At 73.1% G+C, this 19,935-nt stretch carries 15 protein-coding genes; 9 read left to right on the top strand and 6 right to left on the bottom strand.

The genetic code is table 11. From position 1 onward, the window contains the following. The first annotated feature begins 96 nt into the window (after nucleotides 1-96). From groL to AB0D67_RS28340, 3 genes are all read left to right on the top strand, one after another. Nucleotides 97-1,722, top strand: a complete 1,626-nt coding sequence (groL, locus tag AB0D67_RS28330; RefSeq protein ID WP_362942339.1) for a chaperonin GroEL — start codon at nucleotides 97-99, stop codon at nucleotides 1,720-1,722. A 275-nt stretch (nucleotides 1,723-1,997) separates the two neighbouring features. Continuing rightward, the gene (locus AB0D67_RS28335; RefSeq protein WP_189246777.1) at nucleotides 1,998-2,636 is read left to right on the top strand and encodes a sigma-70 family RNA polymerase sigma factor; all 639 of its coding nucleotides are present in this window, start codon (nucleotides 1,998-2,000) and stop codon (nucleotides 2,634-2,636) included. 91 nt (nucleotides 2,637-2,727) lie between these two features. After that, nucleotides 2,728-2,946, top strand: coding sequence for a hypothetical protein (locus AB0D67_RS28340; protein ID WP_362942342.1), 219 nt, complete (start codon nucleotides 2,728-2,730; stop codon nucleotides 2,944-2,946). On the opposite strand, the gene AB0D67_RS28345 is transcribed toward AB0D67_RS28340, so the two are convergent. Further along, on the bottom strand, nucleotides 2,907-3,284 hold the full coding sequence (locus tag AB0D67_RS28345) for a DUF5319 family protein (protein WP_179819626.1): 378 nt from the start codon (nucleotides 3,282-3,284) through the stop codon (nucleotides 2,907-2,909). The two genes, AB0D67_RS28340 and AB0D67_RS28345, sit on opposite strands and share 40 nt — an antisense overlap. Nucleotides 3,285-3,560: 276 nt before the next feature. On the opposite strand from AB0D67_RS28345, the gene guaB reads away from it, so the two are divergent. From guaB to AB0D67_RS28360, 3 genes are all read left to right on the top strand, one after another. After that, nucleotides 3,561-5,042 carry an IMP dehydrogenase gene (gene guaB, locus AB0D67_RS28350; protein WP_362942345.1) on the top strand — a complete coding sequence of 494 codons (1,482 nt, stop codon included), beginning with the start codon at nucleotides 3,561-3,563 and terminating at the stop codon, nucleotides 5,040-5,042. A 140-nt stretch (nucleotides 5,043-5,182) separates the two neighbouring features. Further along, a complete protein-coding gene (locus tag AB0D67_RS28355) occupies nucleotides 5,183-6,301 on the top strand; it encodes a GuaB3 family IMP dehydrogenase-related protein (protein ID WP_362942348.1) in 1,119 nt (372 codons plus the stop codon). A gap of 135 nt (nucleotides 6,302-6,436) precedes the next feature. Then, nucleotides 6,437-7,492 carry a hypothetical protein gene (locus AB0D67_RS28360; RefSeq protein ID WP_362942351.1) on the top strand — a complete coding sequence of 352 codons (1,056 nt, stop codon included), beginning with the start codon at nucleotides 6,437-6,439 and terminating at the stop codon, nucleotides 7,490-7,492. Nucleotides 7,493-7,516: 24 nt separating this feature from the next. Here the strand turns inward: AB0D67_RS28360 and AB0D67_RS28365 are convergent, their stop codons facing one another. The 4 genes from AB0D67_RS28365 to AB0D67_RS28380 all read right to left on the bottom strand — a co-directional run bounded on the left by AB0D67_RS28365 (nucleotide 7,517) and on the right by AB0D67_RS28380 (nucleotide 11,963). Then, on the bottom strand, nucleotides 7,517-8,341 hold the full coding sequence (locus AB0D67_RS28365; protein WP_362942354.1) for a class II fructose-bisphosphate aldolase: 825 nt from the start codon (nucleotides 8,339-8,341) through the stop codon (nucleotides 7,517-7,519). A 96-nt stretch (nucleotides 8,342-8,437) separates the two neighbouring features. Then, nucleotides 8,438-9,676, bottom strand: coding sequence for a PfkB family carbohydrate kinase (locus AB0D67_RS28370; protein ID WP_362942357.1), 1,239 nt, complete (start codon nucleotides 9,674-9,676; stop codon nucleotides 8,438-8,440). A gap of 143 nt (nucleotides 9,677-9,819) precedes the next feature. Then, nucleotides 9,820-10,956, bottom strand: a complete 1,137-nt coding sequence (gene nagA / locus AB0D67_RS28375; protein ID WP_362942361.1) for an N-acetylglucosamine-6-phosphate deacetylase — start codon at nucleotides 10,954-10,956, stop codon at nucleotides 9,820-9,822. Nucleotides 10,957-11,066: 110 nt separating this feature from the next. Further along, the gene (locus tag AB0D67_RS28380) at nucleotides 11,067-11,963 is read right to left on the bottom strand and encodes an SIS domain-containing protein (protein WP_362942364.1); all 897 of its coding nucleotides are present in this window, start codon (nucleotides 11,961-11,963) and stop codon (nucleotides 11,067-11,069) included. Nucleotides 11,964-12,063: 100 nt separating this feature from the next. On the opposite strand from AB0D67_RS28380, the gene AB0D67_RS28385 reads away from it, so the two are divergent. Continuing rightward, nucleotides 12,064-12,834 carry a DeoR/GlpR family DNA-binding transcription regulator gene (locus AB0D67_RS28385; RefSeq protein WP_362942367.1) on the top strand — a complete coding sequence of 257 codons (771 nt, stop codon included), beginning with the start codon at nucleotides 12,064-12,066 and terminating at the stop codon, nucleotides 12,832-12,834. Nucleotides 12,835-13,042: 208 nt separating this feature from the next. After that, nucleotides 13,043-14,779, top strand: a complete 1,737-nt coding sequence (locus tag AB0D67_RS28390) for a glycerol-3-phosphate dehydrogenase/oxidase (RefSeq protein ID WP_362942370.1) — start codon at nucleotides 13,043-13,045, stop codon at nucleotides 14,777-14,779. Between the two features lie 98 nt (nucleotides 14,780-14,877). Here the strand turns inward: AB0D67_RS28390 and AB0D67_RS28395 are convergent, their stop codons facing one another. Continuing rightward, on the bottom strand, nucleotides 14,878-17,778 hold the full coding sequence (locus AB0D67_RS28395; RefSeq protein ID WP_362942373.1) for a M36 family metallopeptidase: 2,901 nt from the start codon (nucleotides 17,776-17,778) through the stop codon (nucleotides 14,878-14,880). A gap of 269 nt (nucleotides 17,779-18,047) precedes the next feature. Between AB0D67_RS28395 and AB0D67_RS28400 the strand changes: the two genes are divergently transcribed. Further along, nucleotides 18,048-19,514 carry an alpha/beta hydrolase gene (locus AB0D67_RS28400; protein ID WP_362942376.1) on the top strand — a complete coding sequence of 489 codons (1,467 nt, stop codon included), beginning with the start codon at nucleotides 18,048-18,050 and terminating at the stop codon, nucleotides 19,512-19,514. Nucleotides 19,515-19,935: the final 421 nt, after the last annotated feature.

Consider the following 19,935-nt stretch of genomic DNA (forward strand, 5'->3'; position numbering starts at 1 on the left):
CATCGCTTCCGACGCTTCCGAGATGACGCATCGAGCCCCGGGTCGCGAGAGCGCCCGGGGCTTCGATGCTCCCGTGTGCCCCCAGAGAGGACTGTCATGCCCAAGATCCTGTCGTTCGAGGAGGACGCCCGCCGCTCGCTGGAGCGCGGTGTCAACGCCCTCGCCGACGCCGTCAAGGTGACCCTCGGCCCGCGCGGCCGCAACGTCGTCATCGACAAGAAGTTCGGCGCTCCCACCATCACCAACGACGGCGTCACCATCGCCCGCGAGGTGGAGCTGGAGAAGCCGTACGAGAACCTCGGCGCGCAGCTCGCCAAGGAAGTCGCGACGAAGACCAACGACATCGCCGGTGACGGCACGACCACCGCGACCGTCCTGGCCCAGGCGATGGTCCGCGAGGGTCTGCGCAACGTCGCCGCCGGCGCCCAGCCGCTGAGCCTCAAGCGGGGCATCGACCTCGCGGCCAAGGCCGTCAGCGACAGGCTGGTCGAGTCCGCCCGTCCGGTCGCGGACAAGAAGGAGATCGCCCACGTGGCGACGATCTCCGCCCAGGACGCCAAGATCGGCGACCTGATCGCCGAGGCGTTCGACAAGGTGGGCAAGGACGGTGTCATCACCGTCGAAGAGTCCAACACCATGGGCCTGGAGCTGGAGTTCACCGAGGGCCTCCAGTTCGACAAGGGCTACCTGTCGCCCTACATGGTGACCGACCAGGAGCGCATGGAGGCGGTCCTGGAGGACCCCTACATCCTGATCACCCAGGGCAAGATCTCCTCCGTCGCGGACTTCCTGCCGCTGCTGGAGAAGGTCGCGCAGACCAAGAAGGCACTGCTGGTCATCGCCGAGGACGTCGAGGGCGAGGCCCTGGCGGTCCTGGTGACCAACAAGATCCGCGGCACCTTCACCTCCGTCGCCGTCAAGGCTCCGGGCTTCGGTGACCGCCGCAAGGCCATGCTCCAGGACATCGCCATCCTCACCGGCGGCCAGGTCGTCAGCGAGGAGATCGGCCTCAAGCTGGAGCACGTCGGCCTCGAGGTGCTCGGCACGGCCCGCCGCGTCGTGATCACCAAGGACGCCACCACCGTCGTGGACGGCGCCGGCGAGGCGCAGGCGATCGAGGACCGCGTCCGCGAGATCAAGGTCGCCATCGAGCAGGCGGACTCCGACTGGGACCGCGAGAAGCTGCAGGAGCGCCTGGCCAAGCTCGCCGGCGGCGTCTGCGTGCTCCGGGTCGGCGCGGCCACCGAGGTGGAGCTCAAGGAGAAGAAGCACCGCCTGGAGGACGCCATCTCCGCGACGCGCGCCGCGATCGAGGAGGGCATCGTCTCGGGCGGCGGCTCCGCGCTCGTCCACGTCTCCAAGGCCCTTGACGACCTGGGCCTGAGCGGCGACGAGGCGACCGGCGTCAACGTGGTCCGCCGGGCGCTCGTCGAGCCGGCCCGCTGGATCGCCGAGAACGCCGGCATGGAGGGCTACGTCGTGACCTCCAAGGTCTCCGAGCTCCCGGTCGGCCACGGCCTGAACGCCGCGAGCGGCGAGTACGGCGACCTGATCGCCCAGGGCGTCATCGACCCGGTCAAGGTCACCCGTTCGGCCGTCCAGAACGCCGCCTCCATCGCCGGCATGCTGCTGACGACCGAGGCCCTCGTGGTGGACAAGCCCGAGGAGGAGGCCCCGGCCGCCGCCGGTGGCCACGGTCACGGCCACGGTCACGGCCACTGATCCTCATGATCGGCCGGTACGGCCCGTGTCCCGTTCGGGACGCGGGCCGTACGCGTTTCCGGGTAAACCGAAAGGGGCCCCAAAGCGTCACCGCGGTGAGCGGGTAAGAGAAACACCCTTATGGGAAATCACTGACATATTAGGCCGCTCTATGAAATATATTTTCATCGCGTGACCCTTACTGTCGTCGTTTGATTACACCGGGTTATCGGCGCGTCAATGTGACCAATCCGTAGCCGTTGGTCATGGGGACAGGCCCGAGCGATACGGGCATCATGCGTAACGTGACCGAGGGATGCGTCGCCGACGCCAAAAGAGGGGTAAGGCTTGCGACGAGGTCTGAAGGGAGCGCCCACAGGGATGACCTCAAGGATCTGACAAGCCTCGCAGTTCAAGGTGACCGAACAGCGATCGAAAGTCTGATCGCACAGTTGCGGCCAATGGTCGTGCGTTATTGCCGCGCTCGTCTGGGCCGGGTTTCCGGTCAGTATCACATCGCGGACGACGTGGCCCAAGAGGTGTGCATCGCGGTGCTCTCCGCGCTGCCCCGCTACCGCGACATGGGACGCCCTTTCGCGTCCTTCGTCTTCGGCATCGCCTCCCACAAGGTGGCCGATGCCCTGCGCAGCTCCGTGCGCTCGGCCGTGCCCACGCAGGACCTTCCGGACGGGCCCGACGACGGCCCCGGCCCGGAGGAGACCGTGGTGCGCTACATCGAGGCCGAGCACGCGCGCAGGCTGCTGTCCAGGCTCCCCGACAACCAGCGGGAGCTGCTCATCCTGCGGGTGGTGTCGGGCCTGTCCGCCGAGGAGACGGGTAATGTACTGGGCATGTCACCAGGAGCGGTTCGCGTCGCCCAGCATCGGGCGCTGGCTCGCCTCCGGGCGATGGCGGAGCTGGAGTCGACGGCTTGACCCCGAACCCGTCGAGTGGTGCCCGGCGAGGGCCGCGCCGTCCCCGGCGCGGATCCGGCCGGGCCGGCGAGCACCTCGATCGAGCGCGGGCATGACCACCGTCCACCCGTTCCGTCCGGCGCGCGAGCGCGGGCCGGACGACGGCCGCGCGTACGACGGCGCGGCCGTGGCCGGGACCGAAGCCCTGCTGGAGGCGCTCTCCCGCAGGGAGGCCGTCCCCACCGCGGATCCGGCGATCGCCCTGCTCGCGGCGCTGGTCGACGACGTCGATCAGCGGCGTTCCTCGGTGTCGATCACACCGTCGACGTAGCCCCTGGCGTACTCCCAGGTGACGTAGTCGCTCGGGTCGGGCTGATAGGCGGGCTCGTGCACCTGCGGCCAGCCTTTCTCGATCATCTGGCGCAGGTTGCCGCGCAGAAGCTCCCAGCCGAAGTAGTGCTGCTCGCCGCACTCCGGGCAGTCGAGGACCAGCCCGAGCACACCGTGCGGTTCGAGCAGGGAACGGAAGACCTCCACGTCGGCCAGGTCGGTCATGGCCTCGTCGCGTTCGGCGGAGGTCAGCGGTTCGGCGTCGCCCGGCTCCCCCAGGGTCGCCGCCGGGTCGTCGGGGTCGTCCGCGAACGGGTCGCGTGGGACATCGTCGAGCACTATCCCACCATATGACCTCGATGCAACGGGCAGGCCCCGAACCGTCCGAGCCGTCCGGGACGTGACATCCGCGGTGGATCGTGCGGCGTCCGCGCCGGACCCGCCGGGGCCCGCGCCCCGCGCCCGGAAACAGCGCCCCGCGCCTGGCGGCGCCCCGGGTCCCCGCGTCCGGGTTTCGCGCCCCGCGTCCCCTGCTCGGAAGCCAGACCCTAAACTTGCGTACGGGGGCCGGCGCCTTTCCCCAGCCATGAGAGCGCCGATGCAGAAGGGTTGCAGATGGCCAAGTTCACCGAACCGGGACTCACGTTCGACGACGTGCTCCTCGTGCCCGCCTTCTCGGACCTCCAGCCGGGTGAGGCCGACACCCGTACCCGCCTGTCACGCGGGATCACGCTGAGCATCCCGCTGATCTCCGCGGCGATGGACACGGTCACCGAGGCCCGGATGGCGGTGGCGATGGCCCGCCAGGGCGGCATCGGCATCCTGCACCGCAACCTCTCCATCGAGGACCAGGCCCAGCAGGCCGACCTCGTCAAGCGCTCCGAGGCCGGGATGGTGACCAACCCCGTCACCTGCTCGCCGGACGACTCCCTCGCCGACGTCGAGCGCCTGTGCGGCACCTACCGCATCTCCGGCGTCCCGGTGACCGACGCCGACGGCGTGCTCGTCGGCATCGTCACCAACCGCGACATGCGCTTCGAGACCGACCACGGCCGCCCGGTGCGCGAGGTCATGACCCCCATGCCGCTGGTCACCGCGCCGGTCGGGGTCTCCAGGGACGACGCGTTCGACCTGCTCAGGAAGAACAAGATCGAGAAGCTGCCGCTGGTCGACCCCGCCGGGCGGCTCCGCGGGCTCATCACCGTCAAGGACTTCACCAAGAGCGAGCAGTACCCCCTCGCCACCAAGGACGCCGACGGGCGGCTCGTCGTGGGGGCGGCCGTCGGGGTCGGGGGCGACGCCGAGCAGCGGGCCTCCGCCCTCATCGAGGCCGGGGTGGACGTGATCATCGTCGACGTCGCGCACGGCCACTCCAAGGGGCTCGCCGACATGATCGCCAAGATCAAGGCCAACAGCGGCGTCGAGGTGATCGGCGGCAACATCGCCACCCGCGCCGGCGCCCAGATGCTGGTCGACGCCGGCGCCGACGCGGTCAAGGTCGGCGTCGGGCCGGGCTCCATCTGCACCACCCGCGTGGTCGCCGGCGTCGGCGCCCCGCAGGTGACGGCCATCCACGAGGCGTCCCTGGCGGCCGGACCGGCCGGGGTGCCGGTGATCGGCGACGGCGGTCTGCAGTACTCCGGCGACATCGTCAAGGCCATCGCGGCCGGCGCCGACACGGTCATGCTCGGCTCGCTGCTGGCGGGCTGCGAGGAGTCGCCGGGCGAGCTGATCTTCATCAACGGCAAGCAGTTCAAGTCCTACCGCGGCATGGGCTCGCTCGGCGCGGTCCGCAACCGCGAGCGCGGCGGCGCCTCCTTCAGCAAGGACCGCTACGCCCAGGCCGACGTCGGCGGCGAGGACAAGTTCATCCCCGAGGGCATCGAGGGCCAGGTCCCCTACCGCGGCCCGGTCGCCGCGGTCGCCCACCAGCTCGTCGGCGGCCTTCGCCAGGGCATGTGGTACTCCGGGTGCCGCACGATCGCGGAGATGCACGTCCGGTGCGAGCTCATGCCGATCACCGCGGCGGGCCTCAAGGAGAGCCACCCCCACGACATCCAGATGACGGTCGAGGCCCCCAACTACCACCGCCGGTAGGGGTCCGGCCGCGGACGCCCGGGGCGGACGACGAAACGACCGACTCGTACCAGGCGCGCCGAGAGGGCGGGCCGGGACGGCGGGTACGGCTCACGCCGATCGGGTGCGCCGCACCCGCACGAAATGGGAAAGACAGGCATATGACTCAGGTGGAGATCGGGCGCGGCAAGAACGGCCGTCGTGCCTATGCGCTGGACGAGATCGGCATCGTCCCGTCCCGGCGTACCCGCGACCCGGAGGAGGTCTCGATCGCCTGGCAGATCGACGCCTACCGGTTCGAGCTGCCCGTCGTGGTGAGCCCGATGGACAGCGTCGTCTCGCCCGCGACCGCGATCGAGGTCGGCCGGTTCGGCGGCCTCGCCGTACTCGACCTCGAAGGGCTGTGGACCCGCTACGACGACCCGGCGTCCCTGCTGTCCGAGGTCGCCGAACTCCCGGGCGAGGCCGGCACCCGGCGGCTCCAGGAGATCTACAACGCGCCGATCAAGGAGGAGCTGATCGGCCGCCGCATCGCGGAGATCCGCGAGGCCGGGGTGACCACGGCCGTCCGGCTGTCTCCGCAGCGAACGGTCCAGTACCACAAGGCCGTCATCGACGCGGGCGTGGACATCTTCGTGATCCGCGGCACCACGGTCTCCGCCGAGCACGTCTCCGGGCGGGCCGAGCCGCTGAACCTCAAGCAGTTCATCTACGAGCTCGACGTCCCGGTGATCGTGGGCGGCTGCGCCACCTACACCGCCGCGCTGCACCTGATGCGGACCGGCGCGGCCGGCGTGCTGGTCGGCTTCGGCGGCGGCGCCTCGCACACCACCCGCACCGTGCTGGGCGTGGCGGTCCCGATGGCCACCGCGATCTCCGACGTGGCCGCGGCCCGCCGCGACTACATGGACGAGTCGGGCGGCCGCTACGTCCACGTGATCGCCGACGGCGGCATGGGCACCTCCGGTGACATCGCCAAGGCCATCGCCTGCGGCGCGGACGCGGTCATGGTCGGCTCGCCGCTGGCCCGGGCCGCCGAGGCCCCCGGGCGCGGCTTCCACTGGGGCTCCGAGGCCCAGCACCCCGAGCTGCCCCGCGGCAAGCGGGTGAAGTTCGACACGGTCGGGACGCTGGAGCAGATCCTGCACGGCCCCTCCTCGGTCGCCGACGGCTCGATGAACCTCATGGGCGCGCTCAAGCGCACGATGGCCACCGCCGGATACTCCGACCTGAAGGAGTTCCAGCGCGTCGAGGTCGTCGTCGCCCCGCAGGGCAGCTGACGTCCCGCCCCCGGCGCCCTGAGGCCGCGGCGCCGGGGTACGGCCGCGTGGCGGCCGTGGAACGCGCGACGTCGGACAAACGTGAGTGACGGGCGCGAAAATGACGTATGACGGAAAATCTGTGAACATTCCCCTGTGCCCGATGACCCACGGCTCCGCGTCGCCCTCAGCGAGGGGCCGTTCCACGCAGCGCTGCGTGCCGCGGTGGAGGCGCGGGGCCTGACCCTGGAGCGGCTCCGCCGGGGCCTGGAGGAGCGCGGGCTACGGGTCGGGATGACGAGCCTGAGCTACTGGCAGCAGGGCCTGCGTCGTCCGGAACGGCCCGAGTCGCTGCGCGCCGTACGCGGGCTGGAGGAGATCCTCGCCCTGCCGCCGCGATCCCTGATGGGGCTTCTCGGCCCGCCGCGCCCCCGGGGCCGCGGGCAGGGCACGCGGTCCCCGGAGGACGACGGATGGCCCGCCGTCCCGCCCGCCGGGTCGGCGCACACCCTGTCGGCGCTGCTCCACGACCTGGACGGGGTGGCCGACGACCGCCGCCTGCACGTCACCGCGATGTACGAGACCCTGCAGATCGGGGCCGACCGCAGCGCCACGCGGCGCGAGACGCTCCAGGTGGTGCGGGCCCGCCGGGACGATCCCGACCGGTTCATCATGGTCTACCGGGGCGACCTGGGATGCGACGTGGAGCGCGTGCGGATCAGGGCGCTGGAGGACTGCCGGGTCGGCCGGATCCGGCGCGACGGGGCGACCGCGCTGGTGGTGGCCGAGCTGCTGTTCGGCCGGGCGCTGGAGGCGGGGGAGACCCAGGTGATCCGTTACGAGCTCGCCGACCCGAGCGGCGTGGAGACCACCGAGTACGAGCGGATCTTCCGGCTTCCCGCCGACCAGTACGTCCTGCGGGTCGCCTTCTCCCCGGTCGCGCTCCCGGGCCGCGTCCGCCGCTTCACCTGCCACACCCCCGATCGGGGCGAGCGCGAGCCGGGAGCCCACCGGTCAGGAGAGCGCGGGCCGGACGACCACGTGCTGGACGACCACGGGCCGGGAGAGCACGGGCTGGACGCCCACGTTTCCGCATCGGACGGGTACGAGCGGGTGGAGACGGAACTGACCCTCAACGCGCACCACGCGGCCCACCTGGTGACCGGGCCGTTCGGGCCGGGCGCGGTCGGCGTCCGCTGGGACTGGCCCTGATCGGCCCGGCCCGGGACACCGGGCTCAGCCCGCCAGGACGCCCAGGAGCCTGGCGACCTCGGCGGCGACGGCCGTACGGCCCGACCCCAGGTACCTGCGGGTGTCCACTACCTTCTCGTCGGCCGCCAGGTGCTCGCGGACCGCGCGGGTGAAGGCCGCGTTGAGGTGCGTGGCGATGTTGATCTTCTTCATGCCCTGCCGTACGGCGGCGCGCAGGGTCTCGTCGGGTACGCCCGAGGAGCCGTGGAGCACCAGCGGCACCGGTACGGCGGCGCGCAGCCTCCCGATCAGCTCCAGGTCGAGGACGGCGTCCTTGACGGTCATGGCGTGGGAGCTGCCCACCGCCACGGCCAGCGCGTCGACGCCGGTCCTGGCGACGTAGTCCACCGCCTCGTGCGGCCTGGTCCTGACGCCCGGCGCGTGCACCCCGTCCTTGCCGCCGACCTCGCCGAGCTCCGCCTCCACCCAGACGCCGCGTCCGTGGCACAGCGCGACCACCTCGGCGGTGGCCGCCACGTTCTCCTCGTCGGGCAGCGCCGAGGCGTCGAACATCACCGAACCCAGGCCCAGCTCCAGGGCCTCCTCCACCAGCGCGCGGTCGGTGGCGTGGTCGAGGTGCACCGCGACGGGGACCGCCGCCGCGCGGGCCACCGCGAGCGACGCGGCCGCGATCGGGGCCAGTGCTCCGTGGAAGCGGACGCAGTTCTCGCTGATCTGCAGCACGACCGGCATGCCCGCGTCCTCCGCGCCGGCGACGATCGCCTCGGCGTGCTCCAGCTGGATGACGTTGAACGCGCCGACGCCCGCCGGGGCGGCGTCGATGATGTCTCCGATGCCGGCGACAGGCATGGTCACTCCTTCGTCAGGGGGTCGGGACCCGGTTCTTCGGGGACCCGGTTCTTCAGGGGGTCGGGGTTCTTCAGGGCCCGGGATCCGGGGGACGGGTCATGGGCGGATCGGGTCCACCCGGATGCCGGGGTGGACCCGCCGGAACGTCTCCTCGTCGAAGTCGCCCGCGACCGGCGCCGCCACCGCGGCCGCCCCCAGGGCAGCCGCGCGGCGCAGCCGGTCCGGCCAGGGCGTGCCCTCCACCAGGCCCAGCGCCAGCCCCGCGACGAGCGCGTCACCGGCCCCGGTCGGGTTCCCCGCCACCCGGTACGGCATGGCCGCCCGCCAGGCCCCCTCGGGGGTCACCGCCAGGAGCCCGTCCGCGCCGAGGGAGACCACGACCGACTCCGCTCCGTCGCGCCGCAGGACCTCGGCCCCGGCCAGCGCGCCGGCGACCGGCGCCTGCCCGATCTCCGGAAGACCGATCCCCGGAACACCGGTTCCCGGGCCACGAGCCTCCGAACCGCTGTACCGCGCCCCGCCGTCCCCTGGAACGCCGTCCCGCGTCCGGGGGTCCACGGCGGACAGGGCGCGGGCGAGCTCCTCGGCATTGGGCTTGAGGACGGCGGGACGGCCCGCCGGGGCGGCGCGGAGCGGCTCGCCGTCGGCGTCCACGATCGCCGGGACGCCCCGTTCGCGGGCCCGTGCGGCGAGTTCGGCGTAGAAGGCGGCCGGGACCCCGGGAGGCAGGCTGCCGGAGATCACGACGGCCGCGGCCCCTCGGAGCCGCCGGTCGTAACCGCGCAGGAAGTCGTCCAGCTCCGCATCGGTGACCACCGGGCCGGGCTCGTTGAACAGGGCCGTGCGCGGATCGGCCGTCCCGGCCGGGGCCGCGTCCTCCCGCACGGAGCCGGAACCGCACGGAACACCGGGGGCGTCCGGGGACGTACCCGTCCGTGCCGGATCATTCGGGACCGTAGCCTCATGTGCCGGATCGTCCGGGGAGACGCCGGGCGGGGCCGTGCCGTACGGGAGCGGAGCGGGGTCGCAGACCGCGAGGGTGGCGCGCGATTCGGCGGCGATGGGGGTGAGGGCGGCGGGCAGGCCCGCCGCGGCCAGGTCGGCTTCGGCGGCCCCGCCGTTCGGCCCGCCGGCCAGGCCGGTGACGAGGACGTCGCATCCGAGGGCGGCCAGCACCCTGGCCACGTTGATCCCCTTGCCGCCGGCCCTGCGGTGGACGGACCGCACCCGGTTGACGCCGTCCCAGTCGACGCCGCCGGCCACGTAGGTGACGTCCAGCGCCAGGTTGAGCGTGACGGTGAGGATCGTTCCGGAACCTGCGGCGGGGGAGCTCATCGGGGACCTTTCGGCGGGACGCCCGTACCCGGTGACGGGGGACGTCGGCTCGGAGACTTTCGGCGGCGCGTCCGGCCCCGGCCGGGGCCGGACGCCGGCTCGGGGACCTTCCGGCGGGACGCCCGGACCGGCGGGGTCGGACGTCAACGGGGTTCGGTGATCCACCTTCCACGCCTCATGACGCCCGCGACCTCCAGGTCGCCGGTGAGGACCACCAGGTCGGCCTGCCTGCCCACGGAGACGGACCCGAGGCGGTCGTCGAGGCCGAGCACCCGCGCCGGGGTGAGCGCGGTGACCTCGGCGGCCTCGGTCATGGACAGCCCGGCCTCCTGGACGGCGCGGCGGAAGGCGACGTCCATGGTGAGCGTGCTGCCCGCGATGGAGCCGCCCTCGGCGAGCCGGGCGACACCGCCGGTGACCTCGACCTTCATCGGGCCGAGCCGGTAGGAGCCGTCGCCCATGCCGGCCGCCGCCATCGCGTCGGTGATCAGGGCGGTCCGGGCGGGCCCCGCGACGTCGTAGGCCAGGCGGGTCATCGCCGGATGCAGGTGCACCCCGTCGTTGATCAGCTCGACCGTGACGCGCTCGTCCCCCAGCAGTGCGGCGATCGGCCCCGGCTTCCGGTGGTGCAGCGGCGGCATCGCGTTGTACAGGTGCGTCGCGACACTCGCGCCGGCGTCGATGCCGGCGAGGGTCTGCTCGTAGGTGGCGTCGCTGTGACCGAGGGCGGCGATCACGCCGCTGCCCGCCGCCTCCCGGATGGTGTCCAGCGCGCCGGGCAGCTCCGCGGCGATGGTGAGCATCCGGACGTGCCCCCTGCCCGCCGCGAGCAGCCCGGCGAGCTCCCCGGGGGAGGGGTCGCGCAGCAGGGCCGGGTCGTGCGCGCCGCAGCGCGCGCTGGAGATGTAGGGGCCCTCGAAGTGGACGCCTGCGAGCAGGCCGTCCTCGCACAGGTCGGCCAGGGCGGAGGTGGCGCGGGTCAGGTCGTCCAGGCTCGCGGTGACCAGGCTCGCCATCAGCGTGGTGGTGCCGTGCCGGGCGTGCAGATCGGCGATCCGGTGCGCCTCGTCCTGGTCGCCGTTCGGGAAGGAGCCGCCCGCCCCGCCGTGGCAGTGGATGTCGACGAAGCCCGGAACGACGTACCGGCCCGCGAGGCTGTGCCCCGGCCCGGGGGCGGGGCCCCGGCCCACGTGGGTGATGCGGCCGTCCTCCACGGTGAGCCAGCCTTCGTGCACGCCTCCGGGGGTCACGACACGGGCGTCGGCGAGAGTGATGCTCATGGTCCTATCCTCTCCGGTTCCGGGCCTGCCCGGTTCGCGGCGGTACGGCGGTGGCCGTCATGAGGCGCACGGCCACGGGGGCTCCTTCCCTTCTCGCGCCGGCCGGGGAGTCAGCCGGGGAGGATGACGGAACGGGTCAGGTGCATCGGCCGGTCGGGGTCGAGCCCGGCGGCGCGGGCGCGCGCCACCGCCACCCGCTGCACTCTGACGAGTTCGGCCATGGGGTCGAGGGCGCTCTCCACGAACGATCCGCCGGTGGCCTCCACCTCGCCGCGCAGGCCGCCGGGGGCCTCGCCGAGCATCCAGGTGATCCGGCCGGGCCCGGCGATGCTGATCGGGCCGTGCCGGTACTCCATCGCCGGGTAGGACTCGGTCCACGCCCGGCACGCCTCGCGCATCTTCAGCGCGGCCTCCAGGGCCAGGCCGTACGTCCAGCCGCGGCCCAGGAACGTGAACTGCTCGGCGGAGACCGTCTCCTCGGGCAGCGGCTCGGCGAGCGCCCGTTCGGCGTCGGCGACCGCGGCGGAGAGGTCCTCGCCGAGGTGGGCGCGGAGCAGGGCGAGCTGGGTGGTGGCGAAGCGGGTCTGCACGACCGACTCCTCGTCGGCGAAGTCCAGCACCACGACCTCGCCGGCCAGCGTCATGACCGGGGTCGAGGGGTCGGCGGTGATCGCCGTCGTGGGCGTGCCGGCGGCCTTCAGCCGTTCCAGCAGCTCCAGCACCTCGGTGGTGGTGCCCGAGCGGGTCAGCGCGAGCACCCGGTCGTAGGAGCGCCCCGTCGGGGCCTCGGAGGCGGCGAAGGCGTCGGTCTCGCCGTGCCCGGCCCGCTCGCGCAGGGCCGCGTACGCCTGGGCGATGAACCAGGAGGTGCCGCAGCCGACGACGGCCACCCGCTCGCCCCGGCGCGGGAGCGCGCCCGTGGGCACCTCGGTGACGCGGCGCCAGCAGTCCGGCTGCGATGCGATCTCGGCCTCGGTGCGCGTGGTCCCGGCGGTCCCGTCCGTCACGGCGTGCCTCCTCATGGTTCGTTTGTGATTGATTTATAGCAGAAATGAGCAAGTTTGCGCAGGGGTGAGTTTCCCGCCGGGCTGTGCCAGGCTGGTCACCGTGAGCCGCTATGAGCGCTGGAACGCGATCCTCGAACTGCTCTCGCAGGAGGGGAGCCTGCCGGTGGAACGGGCCGCCGAGGCTCTCGACGTCTCCACGGCCACCGTCCGCCGCGACTTCGACCAGCTCGCCCAGCAGCAGATGCTCACCCGCACGCGTGGCGGCGCGGTCGTGCAGAGCGTCAGCTACGACCTGCCGCTGCGCTACAAGACGGCCCGCCGAGCCGGGGAGAAGCAGCGGATCGCGCGGGCCGCGGCCGAACTGGTGGAACCCGGCGCGGTCGTCGGCGTGAACGGCGGCACGACCACCTCCGAGGTCGCCCGGGAGCTGGCCCTGCGCGCCGACCCGGAGATCGGCTTCACCCTCGTCACGAACGCCCTGAACATCGCCGCGGAGCTGACCGTGCGGCGGCACGTGAAGATCGTCCTGACCGGCGGGGTGGCGAGGCCGCAGTCGTACGAGCTGATCGGCCCGCTGGCGTCCGGGGTGCTGGAACGGGTCTCCCTCGACATCGCGTTCCTCGGCGTGGACGCGATCGACCCCGAGGCGGGCGCGTCGGCCCGCCACGAGGGCGAGGCCGAGGTCAACAACCTCCTGATCGGCCGGGCGGCCCGGGTCATCGTGGTGGCCGACGCCTCCAAGGTCGGCCACCGGGCCTTCGCCCGGATCTGCCCGATCGGCGCCGTCGACGTCCTCGTCACCGACGGGAGCCTGCCCGGCGAGGCCGCGGCGCGGTTCGCCGAGGCGGGCGTGGAGGTGATCCGCGCCTGACCCCATGCCCGGCTCGCGCCTGACCTCGGTCCGCGCCCGGTCCCGGCTCGCGCCCGGTCCGCCGGTACGGCCCCGCCGTACGGCAGGCGCGGCAGGGGGATGTGGCGCTGATCTCACCCGCCGGACGCTACCCACCGGTAGTGCTTTCCGGTCTTGTGGGGTAGATACCCCGCGCAAGGTGACATTCCAACCCCCAGGGGGATGCAGCATGACGGTGCGAACGAGCACGGCACGCCTAGGTCCCGAGGAGCGGAGCACCGCGCTGGCGCAGATGGCCGCCCGGGAACTCGACGTGGTGGTGATCGGCGGCGGGGTCGTCGGCGCCGGCGTCGCTCTCGACGCGGTCACCCGCGGGCTGAGCGTCGGCCTGCTGGAGGCCCGCGACTTCGCCTCCGGAACCTCCTCCAGATCCTCCAAACTCATCCACGGCGGCCTGCGTTACCTGGAACAGCTCAACTTCGACCTCGTCAGGGAGGCGCTGCAGGAGCGGGCCCTGCTGCTGCAGCGGATCGCCCCGCACCTGGTCCGCCCGGTGCCGTTCCTCTTCCCCCTCACGCACACCGGCTGGGAGCGCCCGTACGTCGGGGCCGGCCTGGTGATGTACGACTCGCTGGGCTTCTCCTTCGGGTACACCCGGGGTGTGCCCGGCCACCGCCACCTGTCGCGCAGGAGGGCGCTGCGGCTCTCGCCCGCGCTGCGCAAGTCGGCGTTCACCGGCGCCGTGCAGTACTGGGACGCGCAGGTGGACGACGCCCGCTACGTGATGACCATGTTGCGGACCGCCGCCACCTACGGCGCGCACGTCTCCTCCCGCACGCAGGTGATCGGCTTCCTGCGCGAGGGCGAGCGGGTCACCGGGGTCCGGGTGCGCGACCTGGAGGCCGGGACCGAGCTGGACGTGCGGGCCCGGCAGGTCGTCAACGCCACCGGCGTGTGGACCGACGACATCCAGGAGCTGGTGGGCGGGCGGGGGCAGATCCACGTCCGCGCCTCCAAGGGCGTCCACCTGCTCGTGCCGCGCGACCGGATCCACTCCCTCACCGGGATCATCCTGCGCACCGAGAAGTCGGTGCTCTTCGTCATCCCCTGGGGACGGCACTGGATCATCGGGACCACCGACACCCACTGGGAGCTCGACCGGGCGCACCCGGCGGCCTCCAGGGCGGACATCGACTACGTGCTGGAACACGTCAACGCGGTGCTGTCCGTGCCGCTGACCCGCGACGACGTCGAGGGCGTCTACGCCGGGCTGCGGCCGCTGCTGTCGGGGGAGTCGGAGGAGACCTCCAAGCTCTCCCGCGAGCACGTGGTGGCCCACCCGGTGCCGGGGCTGGTCATGGTGGCCGGAGGCAAGTACACGACCTACCGGGTCATGGCCAAGGACGCGGTGGACGCCGTGGCCCACGGGCTCGACCAGCGGGTCCCGCGCTCGTGCACGGACAGGATCCCGCTGGCCGGGGCCGAGGGCTACCAGGCGCTGTGGAACGCGCGGCAGCGGCTGGCGGCCTCCTCCGGGCTGCACGTCGCGCGGATCGAGCACCTGCTCCAGCGGTACGGTTCCATGATCGGTGAGGTTCTCACACTGATCGAGGAGGACCCGTCGCTGGCGCAGCCGCTGGCCGGCGCCGACGACTACCTCCGGGCGGAGATCGTCTACGCCGCCACCCACGAGGGCGCCCGCCACCTGGACGACGTGCTGGCCCGGCGGACGCACATCTCGATCGAGACCTTCCACCGCGGCCTGGCCGTCGCGCAGGAGGCCGCCGAGCTGATCGCCGGCCCGCTGGGCTGGGGCGAGGAGCAGATCCGGCGCGAGGTGGAGTACTACACCAAGCGGGTCGAGGCCGAGCGCCTGTCCCAGGAGCAGGACACCGACCAGGAGGCCGACGCGGTCCGCCTGGGCGCCCCCGACGTGGTGCCCGCGGTGGTGCCGAGAAGCGCGTGACCGGGTCCGGGCCCGGGGCCGGATCACCGAGGTGGGCCGCGGATGACGACGGCCCCTTGACCAGGCGCCTGGTCAAGGGGCCGCGGTGAGCCGATGGGTCAGTGGGAGAACGCCTGGAACTCGGCGGCGCGGAGCTGGTCCCTGGCGGGGCTCGCGGTCGCGCAGTCGGTGGCGGAGTTGGGGTCGGCGTCCTGCTCGTCGGCGTAGAGCGGGTTGCCGGCGCACTGGGTGGACACCGCGCGCAGCATCAGGTGGGTCGCCTTGGTCGTGGGGATCCGGAACGACTTGATCAGCAGGTCGGCGCCGCGCGGACGCGGCAGCCGGGTGGCGAAGGCGTCCTGCGGGCTGGTGTAGACGACCTTGTAGGACTCCGGCGACGCGCAGTCCCCGGCGGTGGCGTCGCAGGCCAGGACCTCGAAGGCGCGCAGCGCGCTGAAGCGGTTCTGGCCGCCGGGGTCGGCCGGGTCGTTCACGTTGGGCCGCAGCATGGCGCTGACCTGGACCCGGCGGACCGTGGCGGGGGCGGTCCCGGCCAGGTCCACCGTGACGCCCCTGCCCTTGACCGGGCCGGTGAGCGAGGCCCAGTTCGTCGCCTCGGTCTCGTCGATCAGCTTGTCCTGGTTGACCCCGTCGCCGGACGCCGTCGCGCCCAGCGCGGCCGAGGCGAGGTTCTTCGGCAGGGGAAGCGGCAGCGGCAGCTTCACACCGGGCAGCACCGCGAACTTCACCCGGGTGTGCCCGTACCCGGCGCCGGTCACCACGAAGTCGTACACGCCCGGCGTCATCTCCACGGTGTCGCCCAGCTCGGTCGCCGGGTCGGTGTCGGCCACCGGTACGGCGCGGCCCTCGTAGTCGCCGACGTACAGCCGCAGCTTCGCGTCCTTGGCGTCGAGCAGCGGCTTGAGCTGGAGCTTCCCGTTCTTTCCTGCCGGGTCGGCGAAGCTCGGGGTGGGGTCGGGGTCGTTCTGGCCGTTGCTGGCGGCGTTCTCGCCCAGGCCGTGCCCGGCGAACGCCCGCCACATGATGTCCTGGTTCTCGCCACCGAAGCGGATGGCGTCGGCGGCGAGCAGTGCGTCGCGGTGGTCGACGTAGCTGACCGCGCCGGAGGCCATCAGCAGCAGCGCGTCGAAGGAGACCTGCGCCCAGCGCCGGTTGCCCGGGCACTTCTCCACGGGTGTCGTGCCCTCGGCGCACGCCCTCTGCTGAGCGGGGGTGCCCTTGCCGTACCGGCGCAGGAACGCCTCGCGCACGTCGAACTGGGTGGCCGACCAGATCTCGCCGTCGGCGTGCACCTGCTGGCCGACGATGTCGTAGGCGATGTCGCTGTAGTTCAGCGGCGAGCGGGACATGTCGTAGTTGCGGATGCCCGCCTTCCGGTCGCCGGTGACGTAGCCGCCGGTGACGTACGGCGTCTCGCCCGCGGGGCGGAAGCCGTTCTCGTAGAGGTACTCCATGGCGAACAGGTCGGAGGTGCTCTCGTTCATGGCGCCGGGCTGGGCGCCGCTCCACCCGGCGGTCGGCCCGGCGATCATGCGGCCGGAGATCGCGTGGGTGTACTCGTGGCCGATGACCGACATGTCGTAGTCGCCGTCCACGCAGGGGGAGTAGAACGCGCCGGCGATCGACTGCCACAGGTACATGTTGGTGATCGGGGCGACCCCGTCGGGGCCGGTGATCTGGTTGGCGTTGTCGCGCACGCTGAACACCCGGGCGCCGGCCTGGGCGTTGCCCTGCTCGGGGTCGCCGCCGAGACCGCCGCGGGAGCCGTTGTCCTTCTGCATGTTCCACGCGGTCTCGGTGAAGCCGAGACGGTAGGACCAGTCGTGCATCCGGTTGTGCATGACGTGCAGGTTCGCGATCGCGGCCTCCAGGTCGGCCTCGCCCGGCTGGTCGAAGGCGGCGGGGTCGCACTTCGCGGTGTACCACCGGTTCGTCCACGGGTAGACGTATTCGCGGTTCGGTGTGGTGACGTTGCTCCGGGTGCCGACGCTGTAGGGGTTGTCGCTGGCGCGGTTCTCGACGGTCCTGGCCGAGTTGCCGACGCTGGTGCGGGTCGGCGCGCCGGTCACGTGGTCGACGTCCCAGGCCCGGCCGGTCGCGGCGTCGCCGGTGACCTGGTCGCAGCCGGGTCCGGCGACGTGGCACCAGGTGGCCCGGGTGTCGGTTGAGGAGTAGTCGGCCGGCGGGTTCGCGGTGAAGGCGGCCCAGCGCGGGTCGGGGTCGTCGGAGGCGTGGTCCACGAGGTTCTCGCGGGTCAGGATCTCCCCGCTGACCGCGTCCACGTGCGTGGTGTACCCGGCGGGCTCGCCCTCGGCGCCGCCGATGACGACGACCTGGAAGGCGCTGTGCGTCCCGTCGGGCGCGGGCACCGCCACCGGGGTCGCCGTCCTGGTCGTCGCCGTGGCCAGGTCGATCCCGCCGTCCCGGGCGGCGATCTCCAGTGCCCGCTGCGCGGTGATGGCGGCGGCCGGGGGAGGCGCGGTGGAACGTGACAGGGTGGAGGTGACGTGGACCACCTTCCCGCCCGTCACGCCGATCGCCACCTGCCCGTCCACGCCCGCGGGCAGATCGCCGAACCTCTGCCGCAGCAGTACGGCGTGGCCGTCCCCGATCGGGTTGACCGCGACCTTCTCCAGGGCGTCCACGGCCTCGTCGGACAGTCCGAAGAGGGGCTCGTTGGCCTTGAGGTAGTCCCGCGCGGCCCGTTCGGGGTCGGCGTCCAGCCCTTCGGCGAGCGGTGCGGAGGCGGTGACGACGGCCGGGGTGCCGAGGGCGTTCCACCTGATCGTCGCGGTCCGGGTGGATCTGGCCATCGAGGCCGGGGGCGCGACGTGGCCGCGGCGGTTGTCAACGTCGGGCTTGCCGTGCTGTTCGGCCTGGAAGTCGTGGATCTCGGGGGTCTGCCCCGAGGGAGCCCGCTGGGCGTCGGCGGGCAGGGGAAGGGCGATCGCGGCGGCGGCCGCGAGGGCGGTGACGCGTAGCCAGGGTCTGGGGGGCAAAGATCCTCCTGCGCGGGGACGGCCGTCGCCGGCCGGTCACACGTGGCGCACGCGTGATGCGCACGACACAACACCGGTTCTTATCTCCTGACAAGATCTTGTAAAAGACGATATGTCGGTATAAGAGACCGCTGTGGAGGACTCCGGCAGGAGGAAGCGGGCCGAGGAGCCGAGGTGCGGCCCGCGTCCGGAACTCCGGGTCCCCCCGGCCGGATCTCAGGGGGGATCCCGGAGCCGGAGACCGGTCCCGGGGTGGTCCACTGGACGCCGTGGCCCTACGAAGATCCAGAGGTCCCGCCGGACCCGACGACCCCGGTGGACCCGACGACCCTGGTGGACCCGACGACCCCGGCGGCGCCGCCGGTTCCACGGGCTCCGGCGGTCCGGACGACCCCGGCGACCCCGCCGGTTCCACGGGCTCCGGCGGTCCGAACGGCCCCGGCCGCCGCCCGTCGCGTACGGTGACCTGCGCGGCGCTCGCCGGGGCGACGGCGCTCGCCGCGGTGTGCGGCCTCGCCGCACTGTTCGCCGCGGCGGCCCTCACGCCGGTCCCGGCGGTCTTCATGACCGCCGGCCTCGCGGTGTTCCTGGCGACCGGCTACGCCGCCGCGGCCCTCGTCGCGACCCGGCGGGTGCCGCCGCCGCGCCGCCGCGCGGCCCGCCGGACGATGTTCGCCGCCGCCTCGCTCCTGCCGGCCGCGGTGTTCGCCTGGGCGGCTCTGGTCCCGCCGCCCGTCCCGGCCCCGGCCGTCGTCACGGTGCCCGGCGCCCGCCGGGTCGAGGTGTCCACCGGGTCCCGCCTGGAGATCCTGCGGCTGCCCGCGCGCACCGCCTCCTCGCACCGCCCGCCGGTCATCGTGCTGCACGGCGGGCCCGGCGTGCCCGACCTGGCGGCCAACGCCCGGGTGTTCGCCCCGCTCACCGGGCACGGATACGACGTCTACCTCTACGCCCAGCTCGGCACCGGGACCTCGACCCGGCTGGCCGACCCGCGCGGCTACTCCGCCGCCCGCGACGTCGCCGACCTGGAGGCGCTGCGCCTCGGCCTCGGCCTCGACCGGGTCGTGCTCGTCGGCCACTCCTACGGCGGCGGGCTCGCCGCACGCTATCTCGCCGCCCACCCGGACCGGGTCGCCGGGCTGGTGCTCATCTCGCCGGGAGCGCTCGACCCCGCAGACACCAGCGGGAACCTGGCGAGTGCCCGCCTGGACACCGGACGGAAGATCAGGACGTACGCCGAGGTGCTCGCCCCGCGCGCCCTCCTCGGGTACGGCCTGCTGCAGGTCAGCCCGGGCGCGGCCCACGCCTTCCTGCCCGACGCCGAGGCCGACGCCCGCAACGACAGGGTCCTCGAACTCGCCGAGCCCGCGCTGCACTGCCGAGGCGCCCGGACCGACCGGCCGGCGCACGGCAGCGGCTTCTACGCGATGCAGTACCCCCAGTCCGCGGGCGCCCCGGCGCGGAGCGACCCTCGGCCGGCGCTGGCCGGGCTGACCACGCCCACCCTGATCCTCAAGGGGTCGTGCGACTACCTGTCCTGGCGGTCGGCCGCCGAGTACCGTCGCCTGCTGCCCCGATCCCGGCTGATCTACCTGCCGGGCACCGGGCACAACCTCCACCGGGACCGTCCGGACACGGTCCTGGCCGCCGTCCTCGCCTTCCTCGACGGCCGGCCGTCACCGGTCCCGCCGTACGAGGGCGCCGGGCCGCCCGCGGGCTACGAGGGACCGCCGTAGGAGCGGGTACGGCGAGGCCCGGCGGGACCTCCTGCCATCGAGGGCCGCCCATGACCACCACCCGGTAGGCGGACAGGGCGCGCTCAAGTCGTGGCCGCATCCGACGGGAGATCCTCATCGAGGCCGCCCCTCCTGTCAGCGATTTCACCGGCCTCCTATTCGGCATTCCGCCAGGCCGCTGATCGGAATTTCTCCACCGTCCTGTTCCTGATTTTTCCGATCATGGAGGCGGTGGCCGTCCCCGGTCGCCGGGCCGCGAGGTGGGCCGGTCGTCACGGGGGCGGACCGGTGGCGGCTTTCGGGCGTGCTCGGACGCCCGGGACCGGGGGGGGGGGGGGGGGGGGGGCCCCCCCCCCCCCCCCCCCCCCCCCACCCCAGACCCCCCCGGCCGGCCGGCGCAGAGGACGTAAAAAAAACACCG

Origin of the sequence: Streptosporangium sp. NPDC048047, from assembly GCF_040653115.1 — a bacterium.
Classification (GTDB): Bacteria; Actinomycetota; Actinomycetes; order Streptosporangiales; family Streptosporangiaceae; genus Streptosporangium.

Excerpts from the sequence above, each read along its gene's own strand:
- guaB (WP_362942345.1), top strand. The coding sequence starts at position 3,561 with ATGGCCAAGTTCACCGAACCGGGACTCACGTTCGACGACGTGCTCCTC.
- AB0D67_RS28370 (WP_362942357.1), bottom strand. The coding sequence starts at position 9,676 with ATGAGCTCCCCCGCCGCAGGTTCCGGAACGATCCTCACCGTCACGCTC.
- nagA (WP_362942361.1), bottom strand. The coding sequence starts at position 10,956 with ATGAGCATCACTCTCGCCGACGCCCGTGTCGTGACCCCCGGAGGCGTG.
- AB0D67_RS28355 (WP_362942348.1), top strand. The coding sequence starts at position 5,183 with ATGACTCAGGTGGAGATCGGGCGCGGCAAGAACGGCCGTCGTGCCTAT.
- AB0D67_RS28390 (WP_362942370.1), top strand. The coding sequence starts at position 13,043 with ATGACGGTGCGAACGAGCACGGCACGCCTAGGTCCCGAGGAGCGGAGC.
- AB0D67_RS28365 (WP_362942354.1), bottom strand. The coding sequence starts at position 8,341 with ATGCCTGTCGCCGGCATCGGAGACATCATCGACGCCGCCCCGGCGGGC.
- AB0D67_RS28340 (WP_362942342.1), top strand. The coding sequence starts at position 2,728 with ATGACCACCGTCCACCCGTTCCGTCCGGCGCGCGAGCGCGGGCCGGAC.
- groL (WP_362942339.1), top strand. The coding sequence starts at position 97 with ATGCCCAAGATCCTGTCGTTCGAGGAGGACGCCCGCCGCTCGCTGGAG.
- AB0D67_RS28335 (WP_189246777.1), top strand. The coding sequence starts at position 1,998 with ATGCGTAACGTGACCGAGGGATGCGTCGCCGACGCCAAAAGAGGGGTA.